Genomic DNA, 22,135 nt, shown 5'->3' on the forward strand with positions numbered 1-22,135 from the left:
CGGTCCGAGCGAGGTGTTGAGCTTGCGCTTCGCTCTGTGTTTGCCCATCCGGATGTGCGCTCGCTTGCCGTTGTGCTGTCGGGTACAGGGCGTGAGGGGCGGGATGACTACGATCCTCTGCTGCCGCTTCGGACGTCAGGAACGGATCGTCCGTTGTTCTGCGTCCATCCTGCTGGCGGATCCGCATCGGTCTTCATGACGCTGGCGCAGCTGTTGCCCGATGAGATCCCGGTCTACGGACTACAAGCGAAGTCCCTGTCGCCCGGCCAGGTCGGTCACTCCTCAGTCAAGGAGATGGCGGAGTGCTATGTTGGCTCCATGCGTAAGATCCAGCCCGAGGGCCCATACCGCTTGCTTGGCTGGTCCTTTGGCGGTTTGATCGTCCAGGAAATGGCAGCGCAGCTTGAGGCGGCCGGCTCTGTTGTCGAAACGGCAATTCTGCTTGACGCAGGCCTGAGTGGCGACGAGTTTGAGAATGCGGAGGATCTCGACGAAACACAGTTCCTGCGCCGTCAGGCCGAAGCCTTTGACCTCAACCTCGACGGTGTAGCTGATGAGAACCACAAGCAAGCAATTCTCGAGCAAGCGATGCGAACCGGACTGTTACCCCCAACGTCGACACTCTCTGATCTCGAACCTGTCCTTCGCGCTATGCAGGCCGCTCCACGATTGATGTCCGACTGGCCGGGGTGCAAGCAGCTGAGCGGCCCTATCATCTATGTGCGTGCCAGCGACAACAAACGGATGGATCTGCCGGAGCGGCTGACGCAAGTGACCTCTGGCACATTCGAGATCGTTGATGTCTGTGCCGCACACAAGGACATGTGCAATGCGCAGGAGAGCAACAAGATAGCAGCGATCGCAGCTGCCATCCTATGCCCTGACCATACACAATCATGACCCACAACCAGAGCAGAAGGAACATGACATGGCTACGCATGCAGAGACCGATGAACCAGGCATCGAGACACCGGAACCGGTGGCGGTCAGCAAGTCACTTCTTGCCAACGCCATCATCAAGGATCACATGATGGCGTGCATGGCCATCAGCGTGGTTCCTGTTCCCTTACTGGATGTCGCCGGCATGGCCGGTGTTCAGATCAGGATGATCAAGAAATTATCCGATCTCTACGATAAGTCATTCTCGGAAAAGACCGCACGCAACATCGTATCGGGGCTCGCCGGCGGCGTCATAGGGGTTGGAACAGGGGCAATCGCAGCAGTCAGCCTGAGCAAGCTCATCCCGGGTGTGGGGACGCTTTTGGGGATCGCGACCATGCCGGTCGTTGCGGCCGGAACCACTTACGCCATCGGCCAGGTCTTTCTGAAGCACTATGAAACCGACGGAGATATGTATGATCTCAGCGTGGAAGCGGCACGGGACTACTACAAGAGCCAGCTTGCACGCGGCAAGGATCTTGCCGGAAAAGTCAAGCGGACCAGGCAGGAACCTGTCGCCGAATAGCATTTGCGCCTGTCATCCCGCTAACAGTTTGCCGCATTGATTGTCAATCGGCGTGCAAACTTGGCTCTGACTCACTTTTGATTGGTCTGGAGAACAGGCCTGCGATGTCCCCGCCGGGACGGTGGTTGGGGTGACCTCGTTGTTTCGGCTGTCAATCGGCTCGGAATGTTGACCCCTTATCGGCGTCCAATATTGGCTCTGACTCACTTTTGATGAATTCTTGGCGTCGGCTGGCGTTGGTTTTGCAAAAGGAATCAGCGCCATGGTTCATTCGCTTCGCCCCTCCGCACTCGTGCCTCGAGGCTTTGTCATCGATGAGACAGCTTCTGCTGGCGACGCGATCATACTCACTGTCCGATCGACGGATATATCCAGCCGTTGTCCAAGCTGTGGAACAAGATCGGAGCGGATACACAGTCGTTATCATCGACGCCTGACGGATCTGCCCATCGCGGGAAAGTCCGTGCAATTGGTTATTACCGCCCGCCGGTTTTATTGCGATGCAGTGCTGTGTGGCCGAAGGATTTTTACCGAGCGCTTCGAGACAGATGTCCTGGCACCGTGGGCGCGGCGTACCGCGCGACTTGATCATATCGTCCATCATCTCGGGCTTGCGTTGGGTGGGCGACCGGCGGCGACTATCGCCCGCAGACTGATGGTGCCGGTCAGCAACGACACCTTGCTGCGTGTCGTCCGACGGCGCGGAACCCCGCGTTTCGTTCCGCCGACGGTGATCGGCATCGACGACTGGGCGTGGCGGCGCAACCAGCGCTATGGGACGATCATCTGCGATCTCGAACGGCGCAAAACCATTGCACTTCTGCCGGACCGAGAGCCGGCAACCGCTCAGGCCTGGCTTTCGGATCAGCAACAGATCAGTGTTGTCGCCCGCGACCGCGGTGGCGCCTACGCCATTGCCGCAGCCAAGGCACTGCCTGAGGCAGCCCAAGTGGCCGATCGATGGCATTTGATGGAGAACGCCAGTCGGGCATTCCTCGATGCTGTCCGCAAATCCATGCGGCAGATCAGAACAGCGATCGGGTCAGCAACGATCAATCCGGACCTGCTGACGGCCGCCGAGCGGATCCAATATCAGGGATATCTTCATCGAGAAGACACAAACGCCGTCATTTTGGACTTGGCCAAGTCCGGTCTTGCAATCAAAGAAATCGTTCGTCGCACCGGGCACAGTCGTGGCCTCGTCAGGCGGGTGCTACGCGGTCAGCGATCCGACGTGTTCCGCGTGCGGACGAACTCGCTTGAAGTTTATCTCCCATGGCTCGATGCTCAATGGAGTGCCGGTCACCGCAATGGCACACAGTTGTGGCGCGAGCTGACGAGCCAGGGATTCCATGGCTGCCTGCGCGTCGTAACCGAATGGGCGACCCGTCGACGAAAGGCGGAAAAGATGGATTGCGAGGCGTTGAGCCGTACGCCGTCGGCACGGGCTGTCGCACGCCTCATGACCATCGGTCGCGACGATCTCTCCAAGTCTCAGACCGTTACGGTTGCCGCGATTGAAGGCGGCGTGCCGCAACTCGTCGAAGCGTGGGAAGTGGTCGCCGCTTTCCAAGCCATGATCCGCAAGAAATCTCTCGCCGATCTCGAACCATGGCTGGAACGCGCCCAATCAAGCCTAGTTGCGGCCTTCGCCAATGGTGTCGCCAAAGACCGGGCAGCCGTGAGTGCCGCGATCAGTTTGCCTTGGTCGAATGGACAGACAGAGGGGCAGATTACCAAGCTCAAGCTTGTAAAACGCCAGATGTACGGCCGAGGGAAAATCGACCTCCTTCGGGCCCGTGTCATTGGCGCTGGATAGACCTCTGACCACCAAAACTGCGTCAGAGCCAAAATTGGACGCCGATCACCCCGCCAGAGGGGTCAATATTCCACGCCGAAACACATGCGGTCGCGGATATGAAAAGGGCTTGACTACCTCCCGCAATTAAAGGGCCAAAACACATTAGCGACTCGATGGTACGCCTGATGCCTTCGTATTTGCCGATTTGCCCGTTGTGCATGAAAAGATATCGCCCAAAGGTGAATGGATGGCAGTTTGCCCGCGACACCTCGCCGGATGTTGCAGAACGCACGTGTGCCATGAACATCCCGGCCTGTATTTGGTGACAGAGCGTGGCAAGGTTGGCGTCTGACCAAGCTGGGTAAGTATCACGAAACACGCCAGGCTCGCCGCGCTTGCCGTACCAACCCAGACCGCAGCCATCACCGTTTACGACCGTCTTGGCTTCTCGGGCGGCCATAGACTGACTAACAAGCGATGCTTCTGGCTCGATTAACAGACTGTCAAGCCAGACTGGCTGGCCAATATAGGCGAAGAGGCGACACATTTCAGGCGCTTCCCGTCATGCTACCGCTCGCAAGTGCGAAGCGAACTCCCGCTCGAGCATGGATAGCGGTAGAATCGTAGCCCGGCACGCAAAACATATTCGGCTGGACGAGGAGTGAAAGCTCCGTGCAACCAAGAATAACTGAATCGACGCCGCGCGCCTGCGCGCGCTCGCAAATATCGAGAAGGCGCCGACGTGAGTCCGGTCGTACTTCGCCCCGGCAAAGCTCCTCGAAAATAATGTCGTGCACATCCGTGCGGGCGGCGGCGTCTGGCACGATTACGTCTATGCCGTGGCTCTTCATACGATCGGCATAGAAACCATGTTCCATTGTATAGCGCGTCGCAAGAACTAGCGGTTTACGCCTGCTATCAGCTTTTAGAGCTGCCGCAGTCTCATCGATCATATCTATGAGCGGTACGCCCGACATTTGCGCGACCGTGTTGGCAACCATGTGCATTGTGTTGGTGCAAATAAGCAAGCATTTGGCACCCGCTGAAGCAAGACGGACGCCCGTCGCGCCAAGTAAAATTCCAGCTTCGTCCCAGCGATCCGCCTTTTGAAGGGCAACGATGTTAGAAAAGTCGAGCGAATGCAAAATGAGATCTGCAGACGCGAGGCCACCGCGATGGTCGCGCACTCCTTCATTTATCATGATCGTGTCCCAGGGTGTGGTGTAGCTTAGACGACCACGGCTCATCCCAGAGGGGCGGATGAGTGTCAGCTTGCTGCTGGCAGGCTGATGAGCGGATCATCGCTCATTGTGGCGATGGTTTCCAGCGTCATGTAGCGGGACCGTTGGACGGCCCATTCATCGTTCTGTTCGAGCAGCAGGGCGCCGACCAGACGCACGATGGCGTCGTCGTTGGGGAAGATGCCGACGACCTCTGTCCGCCGTTTGATCTCGCCGTTCAATCGCTCGATCGGGTTGGTCGAGTGCAGTTTGGCCCAATGCTGCTTGGGAAAGGTCATGTAGGCGAGTACGTCTTGCTCGGCGCTGTCCATGAGACTGGCGAGTTTCGGGACCTTTGGCCTGATCTGGTCCGCGACATTGCAAATTCCGAGGCAATCCGCCCCCTGATTCCGAAATGATGTCGCCCCCCAGTTCCGAGAATTAGTCGCCCCCTTGTTCCGAGATGATGCCGCCCCCTTCTGGAAGGGATGTGGCGTGGGGGTTCTGCCGGTGTGAAGTTCCTTTCCGTCGATAGTGACGAGGAAGGAACGGGATGCCTGCGGAGAGACTGGAGATGCGGCGTGTCCGCGAGATACTGAGATATCGGGCCGAGCAAGGACTGGGCCACAAATCGATCGCAGTGCGGGTCGGGGCCGCGCCGTCTACGGTGCGCGAGACGTTGCGCCGTGCGGCGGCGGCCGGGCTTTCGTGGCCTCTGGATGAGGACGTCAGCGACGCCGTTCTGGAAGCGGCGCTCTACAAAGCGGCCGGGACGAAGACGGGACATCGGCGGGCTCCCGAGCCTGATTGGGCCGAGATCCATCGCGAACTCAAACGCAAGCACGTGACGCTGCAAATTCTCTGGGACGAATATATCAGCCGTCATCCGGACGGCTATCGCTACAGCCGCTATTGCGATCTTTACCGTGGCTGGGCGCTGAAGCTGCCGGTGACGATGCGCCAGGAGCATGCGGCCGGCGACAAGCTGTTCGTCGATTATGCCGGCGACACGGTCACGGTCGTCGTCGATCGGCTGTCGGGCAAGACGCGGCAGGCGCATCTGTTCGTGGCGGTTCTGGGCGCGTCCAGCCTGTCGTTCGCTGTGGCGCGCTGGACAGAGACGCTTGCCGACTGGGTGGAATGCCATGTTCAGGCGCTGGAGTTCTTCGGCGGTTCGCCGGCGCTTCTGGTCCCTGACAATGCCAAGGTGGCGATCATCAAGGTGTGCCACTTCGATCCCCAGGTCAACAGAACCTATTGCGCCATGGCTGCGCATTATGGGAGCGCCGTGCTTCCGACACGACCGCGACGGCCGCGTGACAAGGCGAAAGTGGAGGCGGCGGTTCGTATCGTCGAGCGCTGGCTGCTGGGCCGGCTGCGCCATCGGGTCTTCTACAGCCTGGCCGAGGTGAATGCGGCGATCATGGAATTGCTCCGTGAGCTTAACGACAAGCGTGTTCTTCGCCGCGTCGGCGTCACGCGCCGCCAACTGTTCGAGGACATCGACCGCCCGGCTTTGCGGCCCTTGCCTGTCGAGCGCTATGTCTACGCGGAATGGCGTATCCGGCGCGCCGGGTTGGATTACCACGTCGAGATCGACCGGCATTACTACTCCGTTCCCTATCGCTTCGCCCGCGAGCAGGTCGAGGCGCGCATCACCGCCAATACGATCGAGATGTTCCACAAGGGCGAGCGGATTGCCGCGCACCGCCGCTCAAGCGGCAATGGCAAGCACACGACCATCCCCGATCATATGCCATCGGCGCATCGTCGGTTCGCCGACTGGACGATTGAACGCATTCGTCGCGAAGCCTCGGCAATAGGATCGGATGTCGAACTGTTGTGCGAGCGCATCCTCGCCGACAGGCCGCATCCCGAGCAGGGCTTTCGCGCCTGCCTCGGAATTATCCGCCTCAACAAGAGCTTCGGCCGGGATCGGGTCAATGCGGCTTGCGGCCGCGCGCTGGAGATCGGGGCCCGGACCTATGGCTCGGTGCGTTCCATCCTCGACAATCACCTCGACCGGACAGCGGACACGAAAGGAGCCGCCTCGCACGAACCGATCCACCACGAGAACATCCGCGGACCCCGCTATTATCACTAAGGAGAACGAACAATGCTTGCTCATCCAACACTCGACAAACTCAATTCCATGGGCCTGGCCGGCATGGCCAAGGCCTTCGGCGAACTCGTCGCCAACGGTGAGGCCGAACATCTCTCCCATGCCGAATGGCTGGGACTGCTGCTTGAACGGGAATGGAGCTCCCGTTATGACCGCAAGCTTGCGGCGCGTCTCAGGTTCGCCAAGCTTCGTCATCAGGCCACACCGGAAGATGTCGACTATCGGAGCGAACGCGGCCTCGATCGCGCGCTCTTCATGAAGCTTATGGGCGGCGACTGGATCGGCGCTCACGACAATGTCGCCATCTGCGGCCCCTCGGGCGTCGGAAAGAGCTGGCTGGCCTGCGCCCTTGGCCACAAGGCTTGCCGTGACGATCGGTCCGTTCTCTATCAGCGTGTCCCGCGGCTGTTCGCCCAGCTCGCGCTCGCGCGCGGCGACGGCAGATACGCACGCCTGCAGCGCACCCTGGGCCATGTTCAGCTCCTGATCCTCGACGATTGGGGTCTCGAACCGCTCAACGAACAAGCGCGGCACGATCTGCTCGAAATCCTCGAGGACCGCTACGGCCGTCGATCGACGATCGTCACCAGCCAGCTTCCCGTCTCCGCCTGGCACGGCGTCATCGGCGACCCCACCTATGCCGACGCCATCCTGGATCGTCTCATCCACAACGCCCACCGCATCGACCTCAGCGGAGAAAGCCTACGCCGAAATCTGCCGCGAAAAGCTTGACACGACACTCGAACAAACTGACAACAAATCCTGCCTGCAGACCCCATCGAAACAGGGGGCGAGATCATCCCGGAATCCGGGGGCGCAATCATCTCGGAACAATGGGGCGGCTTCATCGGAATCGGCAGCGACATTGCGCCACTGGGTACTTGCCGCCTCCGGCGTGTCCTGGGCAAAGGCCGTGGCGATGAATGCGGAGACAACCCGGCGTCCGCTCTTGCCCGCATGGGCCAGCGCATTGCGCATGAAATGGACTCTGCAGCGCTGCCAGGTGGCGGACAGAACCTTGGAAACAGCCGCCTTGATGCCCTCATGCGCATCGGAGACGACGAGCTTGACGCCGCGCAGCCCCCGCCTGGTCAGCTTTCGAAGAAACTCAGTCCAGATCGCCTCGGCCTCGGATGTGCCGACCTCCATGCCGAGCACCTCCCGGCGTCCGTCAGTGTTGACGCCCACCGCGATGATGACCGCGACAGAGACGATACGGCCGCCGCGCCGGACCTTCAAATACGTGGCGTCGATCCACAGGTAGGGCCATTCACCTTCGATGGGCCGGTCGAGGAAGGCCTTCACCTTCTCGTCGATCTCTTCGCAGAGCCGGGACACCTGGCTCTTGGAGATGCCAGACATGCCCATCGCCTTGACGAGATCGTCAACCGAGCGGGTCGAGACGCCCTGGATATAGGCCTCTTGGATCACCGCCGTCAGGGCCTTCTCTGCCATGCGGCGTGGTTCAAGAAAGCTCGGGAAATAGCTGCCTGTGCGAAGCTTCGGAATGCGCAGCTCGACGGTGCCCGCTCGTGTCTCCCAGTCCCGGTCGCGATACCCGTTTCGCTGGGCCAGTCGAAAGCCATTCTTCTCTCCGTAGCCCGCACCTGTCTTCGTGCCGACCTCCAGCGCCATCAACTTCTCGGCGGCAAAGCCGATCATCTCGCGCAACAAATCGGCGTCGGCGCTCTTCTCAACGAGTGAGCGCAGGATCATCATGTCTTCGGTCATCGGTGGTGTCCCTCAGGTTGGTCATAAGCAACCCGACCCTACCGGAAATCACCGATGGCTATGAAATCCAGCTACACCACTCCATGGGACACGATCTTTATCATACGATAATAGGTGGCAGTCGACTCCCAACTCATGCCGCCGATAAGCCCTATCCGCTCCATTGCTGTCTATCCCAGTTGAAACATTTTGCGCATAATGGCATGTGGGAAGCGGTTGCAGCATGCATTTTCGAGAGCTCTATGAGCAGAACTTGCAACATGATTGCACCATATGTAGATAATGCGCAATTTGTACTCAAGCGTCTCACTAGCTCTGGCTCGGCAGAAATTATGAACGATGGTCGCGACCAAAAAATCTTGGCCCTCCTGCAGGAGAACGGAGAAATGCCGCTTTCTGAAATTGCGGAGAAAGTTTGCCTTTCGCCGTCCGCCTGCTCTCGGAGGCTGGCACGCCTAGGCAGTGTGGACGGATTTGATCAAGATGAAGCTTGCGGCGATTGCGACGATGGATGCGAAATTTTGTTTGGTCTTCTCGCATCGTAGCGCGACGCGCTTGAAGCGTTTGAGTTTTCCGACTGCTTGCTCGATGCGGGCGCGACCTTTGTAGAGCGCTTTTGGAAAGAACGTCGGCTTTGATTTTGCCGTTGAACGATAAGGAATGACGGGAACCGCACCCCGGCTTCTTGCTGCCTGCCGGTTAGCTTTGCTGTCATAGCCCTTGTCGCCCATGGCGGCGCGGGGGTCTACATCGGGGCCAAGGCCAAGCAGGATTGGAAAGTGCGGAGCGTCGCCTTTCTCGCCTCCGGTCAAATCGAAGGCGATGGGATGTCCGTCGAAATCGGTCTTCAGGTGGATTTTGGTCGAGAAGCCGCCTCGCGAGCGGCCAAGCGCTTGGCCATATTGCCCCCTTTTGCGCCTGCTGCCGAAACATGCGCGCGCACCACGGTGCTGTCGAACATCTGAACCAGATCGGCCGACGTGCTCAGGCTGGCGAGGTGCTCGAAGAAAATCTCAAAAACACCCGCTTTGCTCAATCGGGAAAAGCGCTTCCAGACACTGTTCCAATGTCCATAACGCTCCGGCAGACTGCGCCAAGTGATATTGTTGACGGAGAAATAGTGCAGGGCCTCCAAAAACAGCCGGTCATCTCGGCCCTTGTCGCCCCGCCGCGGAAGCGAGGCGCGGAAAACCTCAACTGCGACCGCCCAGTCCGCTTCTGTCATCTTCGTCAGCATCGCCGATCTCCTGTGAAACCGGCAACCCATGAATCATTCAAATACTGATTTGGGAATCGCAGAAATTAAACATGCGGCAATCCGTCCACGCCGCCTAAGGGCAGAGGGCTACATAATCGGGACAATGTCGATCCTTGATCGACGCAAAATCAATCTGCCGACGACGGTCTTTGTCCTCGTGAAAACTGGTCGCCACATAGAGGACTGGATTGAGCGCTTTCACGCAGCTGTTTCCACAATACCAGAGGTTGTCGAGGTTCACCGCCTCACCGGCAACTATGATTATATTCTTAAGATCGTTTTACCGAATGTGGAATACTACGACGTTATCTACAAGCAAATCATCCGCCGGATCGAATTGTATGATATGTCCGCCTACATTTCGATGGAAACGGTCAAGCAATCTTTCGCGCTCCCGACAATCCACACTTGAGGCGTTGTTTCTTGTTGAAAACAGCGTTGTTGCGCGGATCGTTTGACGTGTTTTCGTATCTGCTCTGCTATCGCGATAATCGGTTGTTTTCCAACGATTGCCTTCAAGGACGGTATAGGCGATCATCGGGCACCGTAATGTCTGGATGGCGCCCGCTTGGCAAGGTGATTTCGGCGATGTTTGAGCTTGGCGGGTCGGGTGCAGTCATGTCTCCGGCGTGTAAATGCGGTTTGATATGACCGCTGGCCCTGATGTCTTACGCTTGAACCGATCCCTATCAAGTTACCGCTCTTTGCTGCGCTATACGATGCCACGGGTTCTTCGGTTCGTGCGGTCCATTCCGCTTGTGCCTTCACATCACTCCTTCGTCACGCCGCCAACTTTGATGCCTCTTGGGCAGTTCGGGTAATGCCTGGTCTATTGGGTCGCAAGATTTGGTTGGTATTGCCCGGCTCTGGTCATGATCGCCCAGGCGATACGCGCCATTTGGGCTTGTCGCAATTTTCTGAGTTTAACGGGCTGTTCACCAAGCTTGGGGAAATTCCGCTCTCGATGTAGCGGAGCGTAGCCATGATTCTGAATACCATTGCCGAAAAGCTGAAGCGCCAGTCGAAAGATGATTTCAAAGGGCGGCATTTCGAGGCATGGCTGATCGTACAGGCGGTGACCTTGTACCTGCGCTATCCACTGAGCTATCGCGACCTGGAAGAGATGTTCCGCGAGCGCTGCTTCGAAGTGGACCACAGCACGATCAACCGCTGGTCCTTGCCTATGCGCCTGTCATCGAGAAACGGCTGCGCCAGTTTCGCCGACCGCATTGTGGCTCAGTCAGGATTGACGAAACCTACATCAAAATTCGCGGCAAGTGGCGATACCTCTACCGCGCCATCGACAAGCACGGAAACCCGATCGACTTCCTGCTCACCGCAAAGCGCGATCTCGATGCCGCCAAGCGTTTTTTCCGCAAGATGCTCAAGGACGAGCCCCTGTTGTCACCGGTAAAGATCGGTACGGACGGTGCCAACACCTTTCCGTCGGCAATCAGGACGTCAGTTGATGATGGGCACCTGCATCCGAATCCGGTTCATTTTGTTACCAAGCATCTCCAACAGAGAATCGAGAGCGACCATTTCAGGGTGAAGAAGAACATGCCGAAAATCGGCGGATTCCAATCCTTCAAAACCGCGCGTCGAACGATCGCCGGGTTCGAAGCGATGCTGTGGCTGCGGAAGGGGTTTGGCTTTTCCGGCGAGTGGACCGTCAACGATCAGAATGATCTGCTCGCGCGCCTCATAGGACTTCAAGATCGTGTCCCATGGAGTGGTGTAGCTGGATTTCTTAGCCATCGGTGATTTCCGGTAGGGTCGGGTTGTTCAAGACCAACCTGAGGGACACCACCGATGACCGACGACATGATGAACCTGCGCTCACTCGTTGAGAAGAGCGCTGATGCCGATTTGCTGCGCGAGATGATCGGATTTGCTGCCGAGAAGCTGATGGCGCTGGAGGTCGGCACGAAGACCGGCGCGGGCTATGGCGAGAAGAATGGCTTTCGGCTTGCCCAGCGCAACGGCTACCGCGACCGGGACTGGGAGACACGCGCGGGCACCGTCGAGTTACGCATTCCCAAGCTTCGCACCGGCAGTTATTTCCCGAGCTTCCTTGAGCCGCGCCGGATGGCGGAGAAGGCCCTGACGGCGGAGAAGGCCCTGACGGCGGTCATTCAGGAAGCTTACATTCAGGGCGTTTCGACCCGATCCGTCGATGACCTTGTAAAAGCTATGGGCATGTCGGGCATCTCCAAGAGCCAGGTATCGCGGCTCTGTGAAGAGATTGATGACAAGGTCAAAGCCTTCCTCGATCGCCCCATCGAGGGGGAATGGCCCTATTTGTGGATCGATGCCACCTATCTGAAGGTCCGTCGCGGCGGGCGCATCGTCTCTGTCGCGGTGATCATCGCGGTGGGCGTCAACACCGATGGCCGACGCGAAGTGCTTGGCATGGAAATCGGCACATCGGAGGCCGAGGCGATCTGGACTGAGTTTCTCCGAAAGCTGACCAGACGAGGCCTACGCGGCGTCAAGCTCGCCGTCTCCGATGCGCATGAGGGCATCAAGGCCGCCGTATCGAAGGTGCTCTGCGCCACCTGGCAGAGATGCCGTGTCCATTTTATGCGCAATGCGCTTGCCCATGCCGGAAAGAACGGCCGCCGCGTCGTCTCCGCCTTCATCGCCACGGCCTTTGCACAGGACACACCCGAGGCGGCAAGCACACAGTGGCGCAATGTCGCCGACCAGATCAGGCCGAAGGTGCCGAAGCTTGCAACCCTCATGGACAGCGCCGAGCAGGACGTGCTCGCCTACATGACCTTTCCCAGGCAGCACTGGACCAAGCTTCACAGCACCAATCCGATCGAACGCCTCAACGGCGAGATCAAGCGTCGCACAGAGGTCGTCGGCATCTTCCCCAACGATGACGCCATCGTCAGGCTGGTCGGCGCCTTGCTGCTTGAGCTGAATGACGAGTGGGCCGTTCAGCGATCCCGCTACATGACCCTTGAGACCATCGCCACGATGAGCGATGATCCGCTCATCAGCCTGCCAGCAGCAAGCTGACACTCATCCGCCCCTTTGGGATGAGCCGTGGCAATCAAAGCTACACCACGCTGCGGGACACGATCGCTCCACACGCTAGGTCCAGGTTTCCGAAGATACGGATCGGCGATGACGTACAGGCGCAACACAAGTTTCTCGTTGACCAACTTGGCCTTTGTGAACTGGCGCTCGTGATCGGTGGGTCAATGGGTGGACAACAGGTCTATGAGTGGGCTGTACGCTACCCGGACATGGTGAAACGCGCAGCAATCATCGCCGCGACGGCGCGCACATCGCACCACCAGGTGAATTTTGTTGACACCTTGCGCGAAGCTCTGACGTCTGATCCGGCGTTCAATCAGGGAAGGTATGAGCGGGCCAGCGATGTTGGCGTTGGTCTGGACCGGATGGCGAAAATCGTTGCGAGCCTCGGCTGGAGCGCAGAATTTTATCAAAAGGAGCGGTGGCGCATCATTCTGGGCATGTCGTCCATCACTGACTTCATGAATGGTGTGATGAAGGCGTATTTCCAGCCGATGGACCCCAATGTTCTGCTTGCTCAAATGTGGAAGTAGCAAAGCGCTGATGTTTCCAGGCATACTGGAGGCGACCTCTCCCAAGCCCTGGCGCGAATCAGAGCGAAGACATTTGTCATGCCAATTAGCCACGATATGTTTTTTCCTACTGCTGAATGCGAGGAGTATCGGGTAAAGCTCGCTGGAGCAGAACTTAAGATTATCGCGTCACCGGAGGGGAATTTTGCACTAACCGGCTTCGAGCCCAACTATATACGACAAGTCGATGAGTACCTGGAACAGTTGCTGCAATCGCTCTAGTAGAATCGATCAAGAATTTTCGTATTCATATCAGGCTTGCTGCGAGATGGATTGATTCTTTGAAGTGGATTGTCCTACGCTTTGGTGAAATACAGAGAACTGGGGGCGCTGAAGCGCAGCGCTTTCGATTTCGTTTCGATCCACCGCATCGCCTACCGAACCGTAAACGCCTCCAGTCCGTTGATCGCAGCCTTTTCTCAACAAGCCAATCTGGCGCAGGATGGTTGTCTCCATTTGATACCCGACAGCGGTCACTATGTGCCAATGGAGCGAACGGAGGTGCTAAACTCTATAATTCGGGAATTGATCGGGCGAATACAAACGACGCAATGCGAGACTGTTCCATAATTTGGCTTATGCAATATGTTATAAAGTAACGAACTGACAATATAAGCGAACCCCCATCTCTTTCTTCTTGATCTGCCTACAGGCCGAGCTTCATCTGCTGCTCTGACGCGGACAACACGTCGAAAAGGCCTTTGTATCCGGGCAAGCAAGTACAGTCCCTAGCCTGGTCTATCCCGATTGAATTTACTACGTGCTGGGTGCTCTCAGGTGGAATCCTCATTCGTCCGTCCCGCAAAGCCAGAAACAGCACCTCTCTCGAGACGTCGGCTCCGAGGAAATCTATTGCGTCAGGATGCGTCAGAATGTCGAGCGACCAATAGGCCTCAGCGCGCATGAGCTGCTCTACTCTTCTGCGACCCCTCTTCTCATCGATAACCGGCAAAATACCACGTGAACGTGCGATAGCGATTGTTGCTGCCTCACCATCGTCTAGCGACGGTGAAGTAGACGTGAGTTCGAAAAAGAACTTGAACTCCTGATCCGATAGGTCGACGAGTGAGACCTTCCCCGCAGTCTCCAACGTGCACAGAAATGCCTTTTCGCCGTTTCGTCTGCTCGTCTCGTGGTCAAGTTCGCCAGCCACGATGTTTGAAATGACGATAGGGTTTGGGATGGCTGAAAGGATCTCAGCACCACGCCGGCATGCATGGAGGTTGATGAGAACGCTCGTGTCGAGGATCAGAGGACCGGTTTGATCACTCAGGGAACTTGAGTAGGTCATCCGTTTCTTTTTCCTCGAGCTCGATTTCGTCGATGATCTCGCGAAGCTGCAATCTGCTGATTTTCAGAAGTTCTGCAAGCTGACCCTCCGACATCAATTCGCGTTTCCATGCTGCATGCGCCATCAGGCTCAGTCGATGTGAGACCAGGCGGTCTGCATCAGCTTTACCACTGTCACGGCGGTCGATCGGTCCGCCAAAGACTTCCCGCACATGTTCGTCGGTAATGCCACCGTTGTTCTCAAACCAAGCCCACGTGCCCTTCTTCACTAACCCGAGTTCTTCGAGGCGCAGAACACAGGCCTGGCGCGAAATGCCGAACTGGTCGGCGAGCAAGATGACGAGGCGGCGCGTGGTCTTTCCGGTGATCTCCTTCAACTGAAGAAAGCTTTCGGCAAAGCTCTCTGGTGGCGCAAGCAGCGCCCGGCCAAATGCATTGGCGTAGCGTTCATCGCGTGAGAGAAATTTCTCATCCTCTTCCAACACCTCAGGCATCTGCCGCGTGCCAAAGAAGTGTCCGCACTCGTGAGAGGCAGTCTGCACTCTACGAGGAAGGGGGTGGTTGGCATTGAGCAAAATACATGCGCCAACATTATCGTCGTAGGTGAACAAGCCTGCGATTCGTGACCGTGAGGACAAGCGGCGTTGGTATAGACGAATACCTAGACCGTGCTCGATTACCGAAAAAATATCGGGGATCGGCCCCCCGCCAAGTCCCAGCCACTCTCGCAGCTCCTTCGCGTGCGCTTCTCCCAAAGCGACCACGTCGCCCTCGTTTATGCCGCGTTCAGGCGGGTAGTTGCGTCGGCGCTGGATACCGAGGATGTTCTCTAGTTCGATATCCGCCTTGATCAGGTCATTGAGCAGACGAACGGCCTCTAAAGTGTGTTCGTCCTCAGTATCGCGGAGTTTACGAAAACGGGGCAACAGGTCGGTATGCACAGCTTCGCGACGCAATAGTGCATTGACTGAGACACCATAGTGACGAGCGAGAGCCTGGATTTCTTGCATCCGAACCCGACGAACACCTTTTTCGATCGAAACAAGAGTTGGGCGCGATACGCCGATAAATTGGGCGGCATCGTCCTGGCGAACATCAGCATTTTCACGTGCGATTCGAAGTCTCCGCCCGATCTCTTGTGCGCTCAGCTCATTTAAAGCGGTCATGGCGCCCTCCGTCCAACCAATCCTTTAAAAAGCTCTTGTCACCTTGGGCGGACATAAATGCCTGCCACTCACTCGCATGCATCATTAACATCATTCTCAAGTTTCGAAGCGTCACGTCAAACGTCTCGCCTATTGCGGCTGCAATCTGCGAGGCGAACGGACGTAACGCTGCGTCGGGTAGATCTGCTAGGTCGGCGAGGTGCTGGAAATGGCGCGCGCCGACGCTTCCATATTCAATCATTATCTCCTGGTCAGCCTGGGCTGCTATGCCCTTGAAAGCGTGACTGACTTCACTGGCAGATAGGTCTGATACAACATACGTATCGTCTGCCTCTAGCACGCCTGCCGCATGCAGGCTCATTCTGCGAAGCAAACATGCTGCACATAATCCGCACTGCCGGCGTCGATCGGCATTCACCACCCGTCTCGTCTGCCAACACGATCGCGTAGTCGTTAGGTGTTTATCCGCCTTGCCTGGTAGTGCAAGGAAAGCGGACATGGTCTGTCCCTTTGTTGACCACAGGCGAGGTTGTTCAAACTTAATGCTACAGCCGAGCAGCGCTCGCGCGAACCGTTCCATCTTCCTGAAGAACGTCGGATAATTGCGGTAGTCGGTATAGATGTTATAAAGCGGGACCAGGACCGGGCCGAGTGCACCTTGCCCACTTTCCGGGACGACAATCCTGGAGACTTTGGACAGCTGAGCCACAATCGACGCCATCGTAGCAAACTGGAATCCGCGCGATCTAAAGCTGCTTTCTCTTCCCTCAAACCCCTTCACCTTGAACGGAATTTGCGTGAAGTAGCTTTCACCCTCCACCCTGCGTTGCTTGGTCGCCGCTACGCGAACACAAAGAGCCTCCTCTCGGCTTCCACTGAGTGCGGACACTGCGCGAGAGTCCAAGCCGTTGCTGTAGGCAATCGCAAACTTTTTTTCTTGTTCGAAGAAAAGCGGCATCTGCTTGGAGCCGATAGGTGAGCACCCACTAGCCTTGATAAACGAGAAACGCCAGTTGTCGCCGGTGAGAAAATTCATCGTGCTGCGAAGCGTGGCTTGAACGTCGGGTTTCGACCAGCACTCGAAGTCTATGACCGGTATCTCAACACTGATATTACGCAACCAGCCAGCAGGTCGTCTCCAGCGTCGATCAGCGAATTCTATAGCCGCGGCCAAGATCATAAGGTCATAGTGTATCGGTGCAAAACCCTTCACGTCGAAGGTATCAAGCACATCAGGGTCGAACTGGATGTGCTTTCCAATTTCTGCGACCACGATGTTATTCGCCGAGCGAACACGCGCGGGATTGCCCTTCTCGACCACGAGAAGATGCTTCTCTGAATGGGTTTCAGTATGCGCGTCAGTCATCGTCAGGACCATCGTTTACATCCGTCCGCGCCGTGCGGCGGAACGCACCCTTCTCACCGTTCTCAAGAGCTGCGCATACGCGCGCGACATCCACCGCAGCAAAGGTCTCCTTGTTTCGGTGAAGGCCTTTCACAAAATCCGCGTTGCTCATATCGCGGACTTCCTTTGCACGAATGCATTCCTCATCAATGCGGTTCTTGGCGTTGCCCAGTACCTCCGACACCGCGCTTTCAAGCGCAAGATCCAGCGACCGGCGTTCGGGCAAAGCATCTCTCAGGTTGCATAATAGGTGCCGTTCCAAAGCGTCGTGCAGCGGAGAACGCTCGTTTCTGTCAAAGATTATCTCGGTGGCGGAAACTGCGTCGAGATCCATTTGATCATTCGATGCACGGGCGTCCAGTTCTCGGTAAAGGCGCCCGAATGACTGCATATCGATGCCGCCCAGTACACTGTGGCAGGCCTGTTTTACGCGCTCATCCTGGGAGACAGCGTCACTGACGAGGTCCTGCCCATAAACTTTCCATCTATTGCTCAATGCGGAATTTCGGAAAGGTCCATCAGTCATCGCTGCCTCCAATGTCTGCAAGATGATCGCATAATCTGACAAAGTCAACATATGGACAGAAAAATCTGACAATATGGCGATGCAATCTTTTATCGCAGGTGTGCAGACTTTCTAAAATCAACGGACCAGCGTCTACTCAGGAGATATGATTGAAGGCATTCGACTGGCTTAGCGGCCATAACAGCAGCCACAGCCAATGACGTTACAAAACCCTATTATCCCAACTTGCGAAGGCCGTTCAGGAACGCCTCGAGTTCGTCAATGCTTTTCATCACCTCGTCAAACCGCGGGACCTCGCCAAAGATCATGGCTGACATACGATCATAATCCCTGGAGAGTTTTTCACGCATCGGCGCCGATGGTGTGAGTCTGTAACTCCCGGGAACTGCGCGGTCATATCGATGGTCCGGTGCTCGAAACATGAGCTCCTTATGGGCTCTGCACGCTTCGGCAAGCTCGTTCATTGAAGCTGTTTCCTCGCCATACGCGCCGTTTGTCCAAATCTGATGGACGTCATAGTAATGACGCGAATAGCGATTGAGGTCTGGGACTGGCTTTTCAGGATTTTGCTCGTCGGCCCGCTTCTCGGTCATTTCGGTCATCGCGTGGAGGATGAGCACCTTTTCCCAGAAGGTTCTTTCCGGCTTCACCGTTGTCACTCCGTGGACAGCCAGATCGTTCGCTGAGTTTAACTCAGATGCGATGTATGGGGTGATCGTGCGAGTTTCGACAGGGACCGGATCGGGGCGAGCCCCGCCTTCTATCCTTACCGCCGGCTGAACGTAGTCAATGTCGCCCGTAAACACGCTCTTATAGCCGACGACAAAGATATCCAGAGCATCGCGTTTCCGATAGGCATCGTAGCCGTATTCAACGGCAAAGTGTCCTGCCTCGCCGATGGCGGCCTCGGTCTCTTCGATCTTTCGCAGAAGCTGGTCACGCAAGGGGCCGGAAATGTAAGTGCGCGCGGGCTCATCAACCTTGTCCGCGAGCATTCTTTGCTGCTTGGTCACAGAGCCCTGTTCGGCTATCTCTTTCTCTAGGGGAGCGTCGATATCGGCCTTATAGACGCCGATGTCGATGTCTTCCGAGAACCGCTTGATGACGTCATAGGCCTTGCTCAGGCTGGTGCCACCCTTGAAATAGAGATTGACCGGGTCGCCTTCTCGCTGATTGAATAAAAAATCCAGGATCCAGCAGACATAGAGATCCTTTTCGACATTCTCTGCCCGGGTCTGGAGCCCGGCCGCTACTGCCGCATATAGCGCGCGGCGTTCGTCAGGGCTCGATCGAAGAACTTCAATGAACGTCGTCTGCATCTTCGGTCTTCTCTCGCTCGTTCTGGTCAGGCGCCAAAGAGTCTGCGATTTCTTGCGCGGCCGGATACATCCATGCCGGCATAGCTGCAAGGTTCGACCGAAGATCGTTCGAGATCGCTTGTCGACTTTGGCTATTCTTTAGTTTCTGGATAATTCCATTTATCGCAGGTTCAATGCTGCTGGGTTCATCGCGCAACCAGGCCAACGCCTGAACGATGCGCATTGCTGGTCGTCCGGCCCAGAATGCGGCCTTTGCCGAAGCTCTCTTGAAGTCGAGCCTGTAGACAACCGGTGCGCTTACCTGGATATCACCTGCAGCAGCATTGATCTCAATCGTTCTAGGGTATGTGTCTGCGTGGATGGTCGATCGTGCGGGAGCAGCTGTCGTGAGGCCGAGGTCGTTGGCCGCGGTCATCCCATCGACAAGTATTCGAAGTTTGTCCCGACGGGCAATCGCATCGACGAAGGACGCGCGTGGTGGGAAAACCAGCTTTCCTGTGAGCTTGCTGACGGACGGTTTGTCATAAAGGCCGCGGTAGGGCCGACGGATATCGCCTCGATTGGTCAGGCGTTGCAGCGCCTTCTCGACAGCGTTTGGGCTGGCCAAATCCAGGAAGTCACCGCGAGACCATACACCCGAAGGCGCACCGGCGGCGATCCGCATATAAATCCGCTCAAGCGTGTCAGAAGTCGGATCGGGCATAAAAAAAGCTCCCTAGTGTCCAAAGATTATATTCAAATTCTGGTCAGTGACAAGCTGTCCAAAGTTTGAGTACAAATTCTGGTCAGTAAGTCTGGGATGCCGGAATCTGGTTGATGCCGGATGAGCGCTTTCGGTAGAGGCCAAACGATAAGAGCAAACGACGGTGTCGCCGCACCGACGGGAAACAGCCCAATCCCGCTCTCATGCGATGGCGTCCTGGCCCGGGGCCGGATCTTCCCCGATCAACCCGCAAGGGGTCCGCTAGCAAGCTGCGGCCGCTTGGCTGCGCCGCCGCGGTGATCGCGCCCGCCCCCGTGCCTTTTGGAGCCATCGAGCGGGAATTGGCCCGCTCCCCAAATGGAGCCACTTCAATGTCGCACGATCTTACTCTCGCACAGTCCCATGCCTTTCAGCTTTCCCGCGACCTGATGGTCCCGGTCACCGTCTTCGAAGTCGACGGTGAATATGGCGTGCTCCCCTCTGACGAGATCGACGCCGATGATGACCTCTCGGTCATTCATGAATTTTTCCCATGGGGAGCTCACTGAGCCCCGCTTCGCGGTACCGGCTGCCGCTCGCGAGCTGGCGGCCGCAAGGGAGGCTTCGCCGCGCTTGTGGGTCGATACTTGTAGAATCCTACAATTGCCAGGCGCGCCCTTGCAGCCTTTGCTCTTCGCGCCGGTGAGAAGCTGCCTGCAGAAACGCAGGAAGGAAGAACATGAGAGGTCGGTCGCGATGCGACCGAAGGGAAGATGAAAAGAGAAGAGTTGGAGGCGCTACGCGCCAAGGTCAGTTGCGAAGCTGTGCTGGAGCAGGCCGGATATGAACTCGATGCGAAGGAAAGTACCCGTCGAGCCGTCAAATACCGGCGTGGCAGCAGCATCATTATTGTGACCCATGACGGACGCGGCTGGTTCGATCCACTGAGCGATGCGAAAGGCGATGTTTTCGCGCTCGCCATGTTTCTTGATAAGGTCACTTTTCCGGTGGCGGCGGAAGCGGTCGCGGAGCTGGTTGGGTTTCGACTTTCTCGTCCGGAATGGAAGTCTCCGCGCTCTTCAGGCTCGGCGGGAGAAATTCCCGGGCGCTGGCGAAGCCGGCGTACGCCGTCGCCCGACTCCGACACGTGGCGCTATCTTTGTTGGGAGCGCGGGGTGCCCCCTGCCATCGTCCGGCACGCTATCCGGGAGGACATCCTGCGGGAAGGACCTTATGGCAGCATGTGGGCGGCGCATGTTGATAGCTATGGCCGCGTTGTCGGCTGGGAAGAGCGAGGACCCGAATGGCGCGGGTTCTCGACCGGGGGATCCAAGCTTCTGTTCCGATTGGGTCCGAGTGACCCCAACCGCCTTTGCGTCACCGAGGCGGCGATCGACGTGATGAGCCTCGCGGCACTCGAAGGTCCACGCGAGCAAACCCTTTATCTCAGCACCGGCGGCGGGTGGTCTCCAGCGACAGATGCGGCGCTTGCCGAACTTACTATGCGACCCGGACTGACATTGGTAGCGGCGACGGATGCCAATTCCCAAGGGGACATTTACGCAGAACGATTGCGTGCGGTCGCTGAAGCGTCCGGCTGCGACTGGCAGCGGCTACGTCCGCCGGCAGAGGACTGGAACGAGGTTCTGAAAGCCAAGGATAAGGAGAGACGGGAAAGGAAAATGGAGAAGAGGAATGAGGCCTGCCGCATGCGTGCCGGCCGCATCAAGGGAAGCTTCGCCCGGCAAGAGCCGGCCCTTGACCCGTCCGGACACGAGGCCGGCCGATCGGGAGGGGTCATGAAGGACTGAAGAGGATAGTGAGGTCGAAACGACAGTGCTGCCTTCGGTCCCCAAACCCCGAAAGGATTAAGCCGATGACCTCGATATCCCTCCCCCGCAAAGTGTTTCAGGGTGTGGCCAAGCGCGCCGACATGTTCCGCATGTTTGACAGGCACGCGCAGCGGCCCAACCGCTTCGCCGGTGATCAGTCCGACGTTTATGCCGGCGAATGGTTTGAGATCGACGAGACGTCCTATTCCTACATGCTCGACATCCTGCCGCCGCTCTGGATGCGTGGACCGATCTTTGCCATGCGCGAGTTCATGAGCGGTTCCGTGACCTCGGTATTTTACGCGATGCGGATCGATGACACCGTCCGATACTTTCATACGTATTGCGACCTCTCCGATCCCAACTCGGTCGAGACGATGCGCTCGGTAATCGCCGATCGCGAAACCCGGCCGGTTCGAGCCATGAGCCGCGAAGAACGGCTCGAACATATCTGGAGCACCACTGCGGACGACTATCGTGGCTATGCCGGCACCCGCTGGCCGACGCCGATGCAGGGCCATCGCACGATCATGCTCTATGGCGGCACGGAAGGAACCTTTCTGAAGCTGCTCGACACCCTGAGCGACAACGAGATCGCGGCTAAGCTGCCGGTCCACCTGCGTTACCTTCCTTCCTCCCTGGCCGCCTGAGCGGTCGCATCCCAGCAAGACGACGTTGCGGCCGGTCGAACCTCCGAC

Annotated in this window: 20 protein-coding genes and 5 pseudogenes; 13 read left to right on the forward strand and 12 right to left on the reverse strand. The window is 57.4% G+C overall.

The window, feature by feature from the left end; genetic code table 11:
- The 3 genes from MUU53_RS18665 to MUU53_RS18675 form a co-directional block, all read left to right on the forward strand.
- Positions 1 to 900, forward strand: a 900-nt coding sequence (locus MUU53_RS18665; protein WP_247262234.1) for a thioesterase domain-containing protein, incomplete at its 5' end; no start/stop codon positions are given.
- 28 nt (positions 901 to 928) lie between these two features.
- Positions 929 to 1,465 carry a YcjF family protein gene (locus MUU53_RS18670; RefSeq protein ID WP_247262235.1) on the forward strand — a complete coding sequence of 179 codons (537 nt, stop codon included), beginning with the start codon at positions 929 to 931 and terminating at the stop codon, positions 1,463 to 1,465.
- 262 nt (positions 1,466 to 1,727) lie between these two features.
- The gene (locus tag MUU53_RS18675) at positions 1,728 to 3,284 is read left to right on the forward strand and encodes an ISL3 family transposase (protein ID WP_247262236.1); all 1,557 of its coding nucleotides are present in this window, start codon (positions 1,728 to 1,730) and stop codon (positions 3,282 to 3,284) included.
- Between the two features lie 91 nt (positions 3,285 to 3,375).
- Here MUU53_RS18675 and MUU53_RS18680 read toward each other — a convergent pair.
- From MUU53_RS18680 to MUU53_RS18690, 3 genes and pseudogenes are all read right to left on the reverse strand, one after another.
- Positions 3,376 to 3,813 (reverse strand): annotated as a pseudogene (locus MUU53_RS18680) (class II glutamine amidotransferase); the annotation flags it as partial.
- Between the two features lies 1 nt (position 3,814).
- Positions 3,815 to 4,468 (reverse strand): aspartate/glutamate racemase family protein, encoded by a 654-nt coding sequence (locus MUU53_RS18685; protein ID WP_247262237.1) that lies wholly within the window; start codon positions 4,466 to 4,468, stop codon positions 3,815 to 3,817.
- Between the two features lie 65 nt (positions 4,469 to 4,533).
- Positions 4,534 to 4,863: pseudogene (locus MUU53_RS18690) on the reverse strand (transposase); the annotation flags it as partial.
- A 197-nt stretch (positions 4,864 to 5,060) separates the two neighbouring features.
- Here MUU53_RS18690 and istA point away from each other — a divergent pair.
- Together istA and istB are read left to right on the forward strand one after the other, a co-directional pair.
- Complete coding sequence (gene istA / locus MUU53_RS18695) at positions 5,061 to 6,590, forward strand: IS21 family transposase (protein ID WP_247262252.1); 1,530 nt, start codon at positions 5,061 to 5,063, stop codon at positions 6,588 to 6,590.
- 12 nt (positions 6,591 to 6,602) lie between these two features.
- The gene (gene istB, locus MUU53_RS18700) at positions 6,603 to 7,340 is read left to right on the forward strand and encodes an IS21-like element helper ATPase IstB (RefSeq protein ID WP_247262238.1); all 738 of its coding nucleotides are present in this window, start codon (positions 6,603 to 6,605) and stop codon (positions 7,338 to 7,340) included.
- Between the two features lie 126 nt (positions 7,341 to 7,466).
- On the opposite strand, the pseudogene MUU53_RS18705 reads toward istB, so the two are convergent.
- Positions 7,467 to 8,339, reverse strand: a pseudogene (locus tag MUU53_RS18705) (IS256 family transposase); the annotation flags it as partial.
- 332 nt (positions 8,340 to 8,671) lie between these two features.
- Here MUU53_RS18705 and MUU53_RS18710 point away from each other — a divergent pair.
- Complete coding sequence (locus MUU53_RS18710; RefSeq protein WP_343229123.1) at positions 8,672 to 8,884, forward strand: Lrp/AsnC family transcriptional regulator; 213 nt, start codon at positions 8,672 to 8,674, stop codon at positions 8,882 to 8,884.
- Here MUU53_RS18710 and MUU53_RS18715 read toward each other — a convergent pair.
- Both MUU53_RS18715 and MUU53_RS18720 read right to left on the reverse strand, forming a co-directional pair.
- Positions 8,795 to 9,208 (reverse strand): annotated as a pseudogene (locus MUU53_RS18715) (transposase); the annotation flags it as partial. The gene MUU53_RS18710 and the pseudogene MUU53_RS18715 overlap by 90 nt on opposite strands.
- Positions 9,187 to 9,606 carry a transposase gene (locus MUU53_RS18720; RefSeq protein WP_343229122.1) on the reverse strand — a complete coding sequence of 140 codons (420 nt, stop codon included), beginning with the start codon at positions 9,604 to 9,606 and terminating at the stop codon, positions 9,187 to 9,189. The gene MUU53_RS18720 and the pseudogene MUU53_RS18715, both read right to left, overlap by 22 nt.
- On the opposite strand from MUU53_RS18720, the gene MUU53_RS18725 reads away from it, so the two are divergent.
- The 4 genes and pseudogenes from MUU53_RS18725 to MUU53_RS18740 all read left to right on the forward strand — a co-directional run bounded on the left by MUU53_RS18725 (position 9,605) and on the right by MUU53_RS18740 (position 13,178).
- Entirely contained in the window at positions 9,605 to 10,009 is a 405-nt protein-coding gene (locus tag MUU53_RS18725) for an Lrp/AsnC family transcriptional regulator (RefSeq protein ID WP_247262239.1), read from the forward strand. The genes MUU53_RS18720 and MUU53_RS18725 overlap by 2 nt on opposite strands.
- A 570-nt stretch (positions 10,010 to 10,579) precedes the next feature.
- Positions 10,580 to 11,361, forward strand: a pseudogene (locus MUU53_RS18730) (IS6 family transposase).
- 48 nt (positions 11,362 to 11,409) lie between these two features.
- Entirely contained in the window at positions 11,410 to 12,624 is a 1,215-nt protein-coding gene (locus tag MUU53_RS18735; protein ID WP_247262240.1) for an IS256 family transposase, read from the forward strand.
- Between the two features lie 20 nt (positions 12,625 to 12,644).
- On the forward strand, positions 12,645 to 13,178 hold the full coding sequence (locus MUU53_RS18740; protein ID WP_247262241.1) for an alpha/beta fold hydrolase: 534 nt from the start codon (positions 12,645 to 12,647) through the stop codon (positions 13,176 to 13,178).
- Between the two features lie 685 nt (positions 13,179 to 13,863).
- On the opposite strand, the gene MUU53_RS18745 is transcribed toward MUU53_RS18740, so the two are convergent.
- The 6 genes from MUU53_RS18745 to MUU53_RS18770 form a co-directional block, all read right to left on the reverse strand.
- Positions 13,864 to 14,508, reverse strand: a complete 645-nt coding sequence (locus tag MUU53_RS18745; protein WP_247262242.1) for a PIN domain-containing protein — start codon at positions 14,506 to 14,508, stop codon at positions 13,864 to 13,866.
- Positions 14,483 to 15,673, reverse strand: a complete 1,191-nt coding sequence (locus MUU53_RS18750) for an XRE family transcriptional regulator (protein WP_247262243.1) — start codon at positions 15,671 to 15,673, stop codon at positions 14,483 to 14,485. Before MUU53_RS18750 ends, MUU53_RS18745 begins: the two co-directional genes overlap by 26 nt.
- Entirely contained in the window at positions 15,657 to 17,051 is a 1,395-nt protein-coding gene (locus MUU53_RS18755; RefSeq protein ID WP_247262244.1) for a 7-cyano-7-deazaguanine synthase, read from the reverse strand. Before MUU53_RS18755 ends, MUU53_RS18750 begins: the two co-directional genes overlap by 17 nt.
- Entirely contained in the window at positions 17,032 to 17,604 is a 573-nt protein-coding gene (locus tag MUU53_RS18760) for a hypothetical protein (protein ID WP_247262245.1), read from the reverse strand. Before MUU53_RS18760 ends, MUU53_RS18755 begins: the two co-directional genes overlap by 20 nt.
- A gap of 215 nt (positions 17,605 to 17,819) precedes the next feature.
- Positions 17,820 to 18,923: a nucleotidyl transferase AbiEii/AbiGii toxin family protein gene (locus MUU53_RS18765; RefSeq protein WP_247262246.1), complete on the reverse strand. Its 1,104-nt coding sequence runs from the start codon at positions 18,921 to 18,923 to the stop codon at positions 17,820 to 17,822.
- Positions 18,904 to 19,626, reverse strand: a complete 723-nt coding sequence (locus MUU53_RS18770) for a DUF6088 family protein (protein WP_247262247.1) — start codon at positions 19,624 to 19,626, stop codon at positions 18,904 to 18,906. Before MUU53_RS18770 ends, MUU53_RS18765 begins: the two co-directional genes overlap by 20 nt.
- Before the next feature lie 371 nt (positions 19,627 to 19,997).
- On the opposite strand from MUU53_RS18770, the gene MUU53_RS18775 reads away from it, so the two are divergent.
- From MUU53_RS18775 to MUU53_RS18785, 3 genes are all read left to right on the forward strand, one after another.
- The gene (locus tag MUU53_RS18775) at positions 19,998 to 20,174 is read left to right on the forward strand and encodes a hypothetical protein (RefSeq protein ID WP_200951794.1); all 177 of its coding nucleotides are present in this window, start codon (positions 19,998 to 20,000) and stop codon (positions 20,172 to 20,174) included.
- A gap of 204 nt (positions 20,175 to 20,378) precedes the next feature.
- Entirely contained in the window at positions 20,379 to 21,416 is a 1,038-nt protein-coding gene (locus MUU53_RS18780) for a DUF3991 and toprim domain-containing protein (protein WP_247262248.1), read from the forward strand.
- 65 nt (positions 21,417 to 21,481) lie between these two features.
- Positions 21,482 to 22,087 (forward strand): DUF1419 domain-containing protein, encoded by a 606-nt coding sequence (locus MUU53_RS18785; protein ID WP_247262249.1) that lies wholly within the window; start codon positions 21,482 to 21,484, stop codon positions 22,085 to 22,087.
- The last annotated feature ends 48 nt before the right edge of the window (positions 22,088 to 22,135 follow it).

The sequence above is a fragment of the Affinirhizobium lemnae genome, assembly GCF_022968395.1.
Lineage (GTDB): Bacteria > Pseudomonadota > Alphaproteobacteria > Rhizobiales > Rhizobiaceae > Neorhizobium > Neorhizobium lemnae.

Excerpts from the sequence above, each read along its gene's own strand:
- MUU53_RS18670 (WP_247262235.1), top strand. The coding sequence starts at position 929 with ATGGCTACGCATGCAGAGACCGATGAACCAGGCATCGAGACACCGGAA.
- MUU53_RS18675 (WP_247262236.1), top strand. The coding sequence starts at position 1,728 with ATGGTTCATTCGCTTCGCCCCTCCGCACTCGTGCCTCGAGGCTTTGTC.
- MUU53_RS18685 (WP_247262237.1), bottom strand. The coding sequence starts at position 4,468 with ATGATAAATGAAGGAGTGCGCGACCATCGCGGTGGCCTCGCGTCTGCA.
- istA (WP_247262252.1), top strand. The coding sequence starts at position 5,061 with ATGCGGCGTGTCCGCGAGATACTGAGATATCGGGCCGAGCAAGGACTG.
- istB (WP_247262238.1), top strand. The coding sequence starts at position 6,603 with ATGCTTGCTCATCCAACACTCGACAAACTCAATTCCATGGGCCTGGCC.
- MUU53_RS18710 (WP_343229123.1), top strand. The coding sequence starts at position 8,672 with ATGAACGATGGTCGCGACCAAAAAATCTTGGCCCTCCTGCAGGAGAAC.
- MUU53_RS18725 (WP_247262239.1), top strand. The coding sequence starts at position 9,605 with ATGAATCATTCAAATACTGATTTGGGAATCGCAGAAATTAAACATGCG.
- MUU53_RS18720 (WP_343229122.1), bottom strand. The coding sequence starts at position 9,606 with ATGGGTTGCCGGTTTCACAGGAGATCGGCGATGCTGACGAAGATGACA.
- MUU53_RS18735 (WP_247262240.1), top strand. The coding sequence starts at position 11,410 with ATGACCGACGACATGATGAACCTGCGCTCACTCGTTGAGAAGAGCGCT.
- MUU53_RS18740 (WP_247262241.1), top strand. The coding sequence starts at position 12,645 with ATGAGCCGTGGCAATCAAAGCTACACCACGCTGCGGGACACGATCGCT.
- MUU53_RS18745 (WP_247262242.1), bottom strand. The coding sequence starts at position 14,508 with ATGACCTACTCAAGTTCCCTGAGTGATCAAACCGGTCCTCTGATCCTC.
- MUU53_RS18750 (WP_247262243.1), bottom strand. The coding sequence starts at position 15,673 with ATGACCGCTTTAAATGAGCTGAGCGCACAAGAGATCGGGCGGAGACTT.
- MUU53_RS18755 (WP_247262244.1), bottom strand. The coding sequence starts at position 17,051 with ATGGTCCTGACGATGACTGACGCGCATACTGAAACCCATTCAGAGAAG.
- MUU53_RS18760 (WP_247262245.1), bottom strand. The coding sequence starts at position 17,604 with ATGACTGATGGACCTTTCCGAAATTCCGCATTGAGCAATAGATGGAAA.
- MUU53_RS18765 (WP_247262246.1), bottom strand. The coding sequence starts at position 18,923 with ATGCAGACGACGTTCATTGAAGTTCTTCGATCGAGCCCTGACGAACGC.
- MUU53_RS18770 (WP_247262247.1), bottom strand. The coding sequence starts at position 19,626 with ATGCCCGATCCGACTTCTGACACGCTTGAGCGGATTTATATGCGGATC.
- MUU53_RS18775 (WP_200951794.1), top strand. The coding sequence starts at position 19,998 with ATGTCGCACGATCTTACTCTCGCACAGTCCCATGCCTTTCAGCTTTCC.
- MUU53_RS18780 (WP_247262248.1), top strand. The coding sequence starts at position 20,379 with ATGAAAAGAGAAGAGTTGGAGGCGCTACGCGCCAAGGTCAGTTGCGAA.
- MUU53_RS18785 (WP_247262249.1), top strand. The coding sequence starts at position 21,482 with ATGACCTCGATATCCCTCCCCCGCAAAGTGTTTCAGGGTGTGGCCAAG.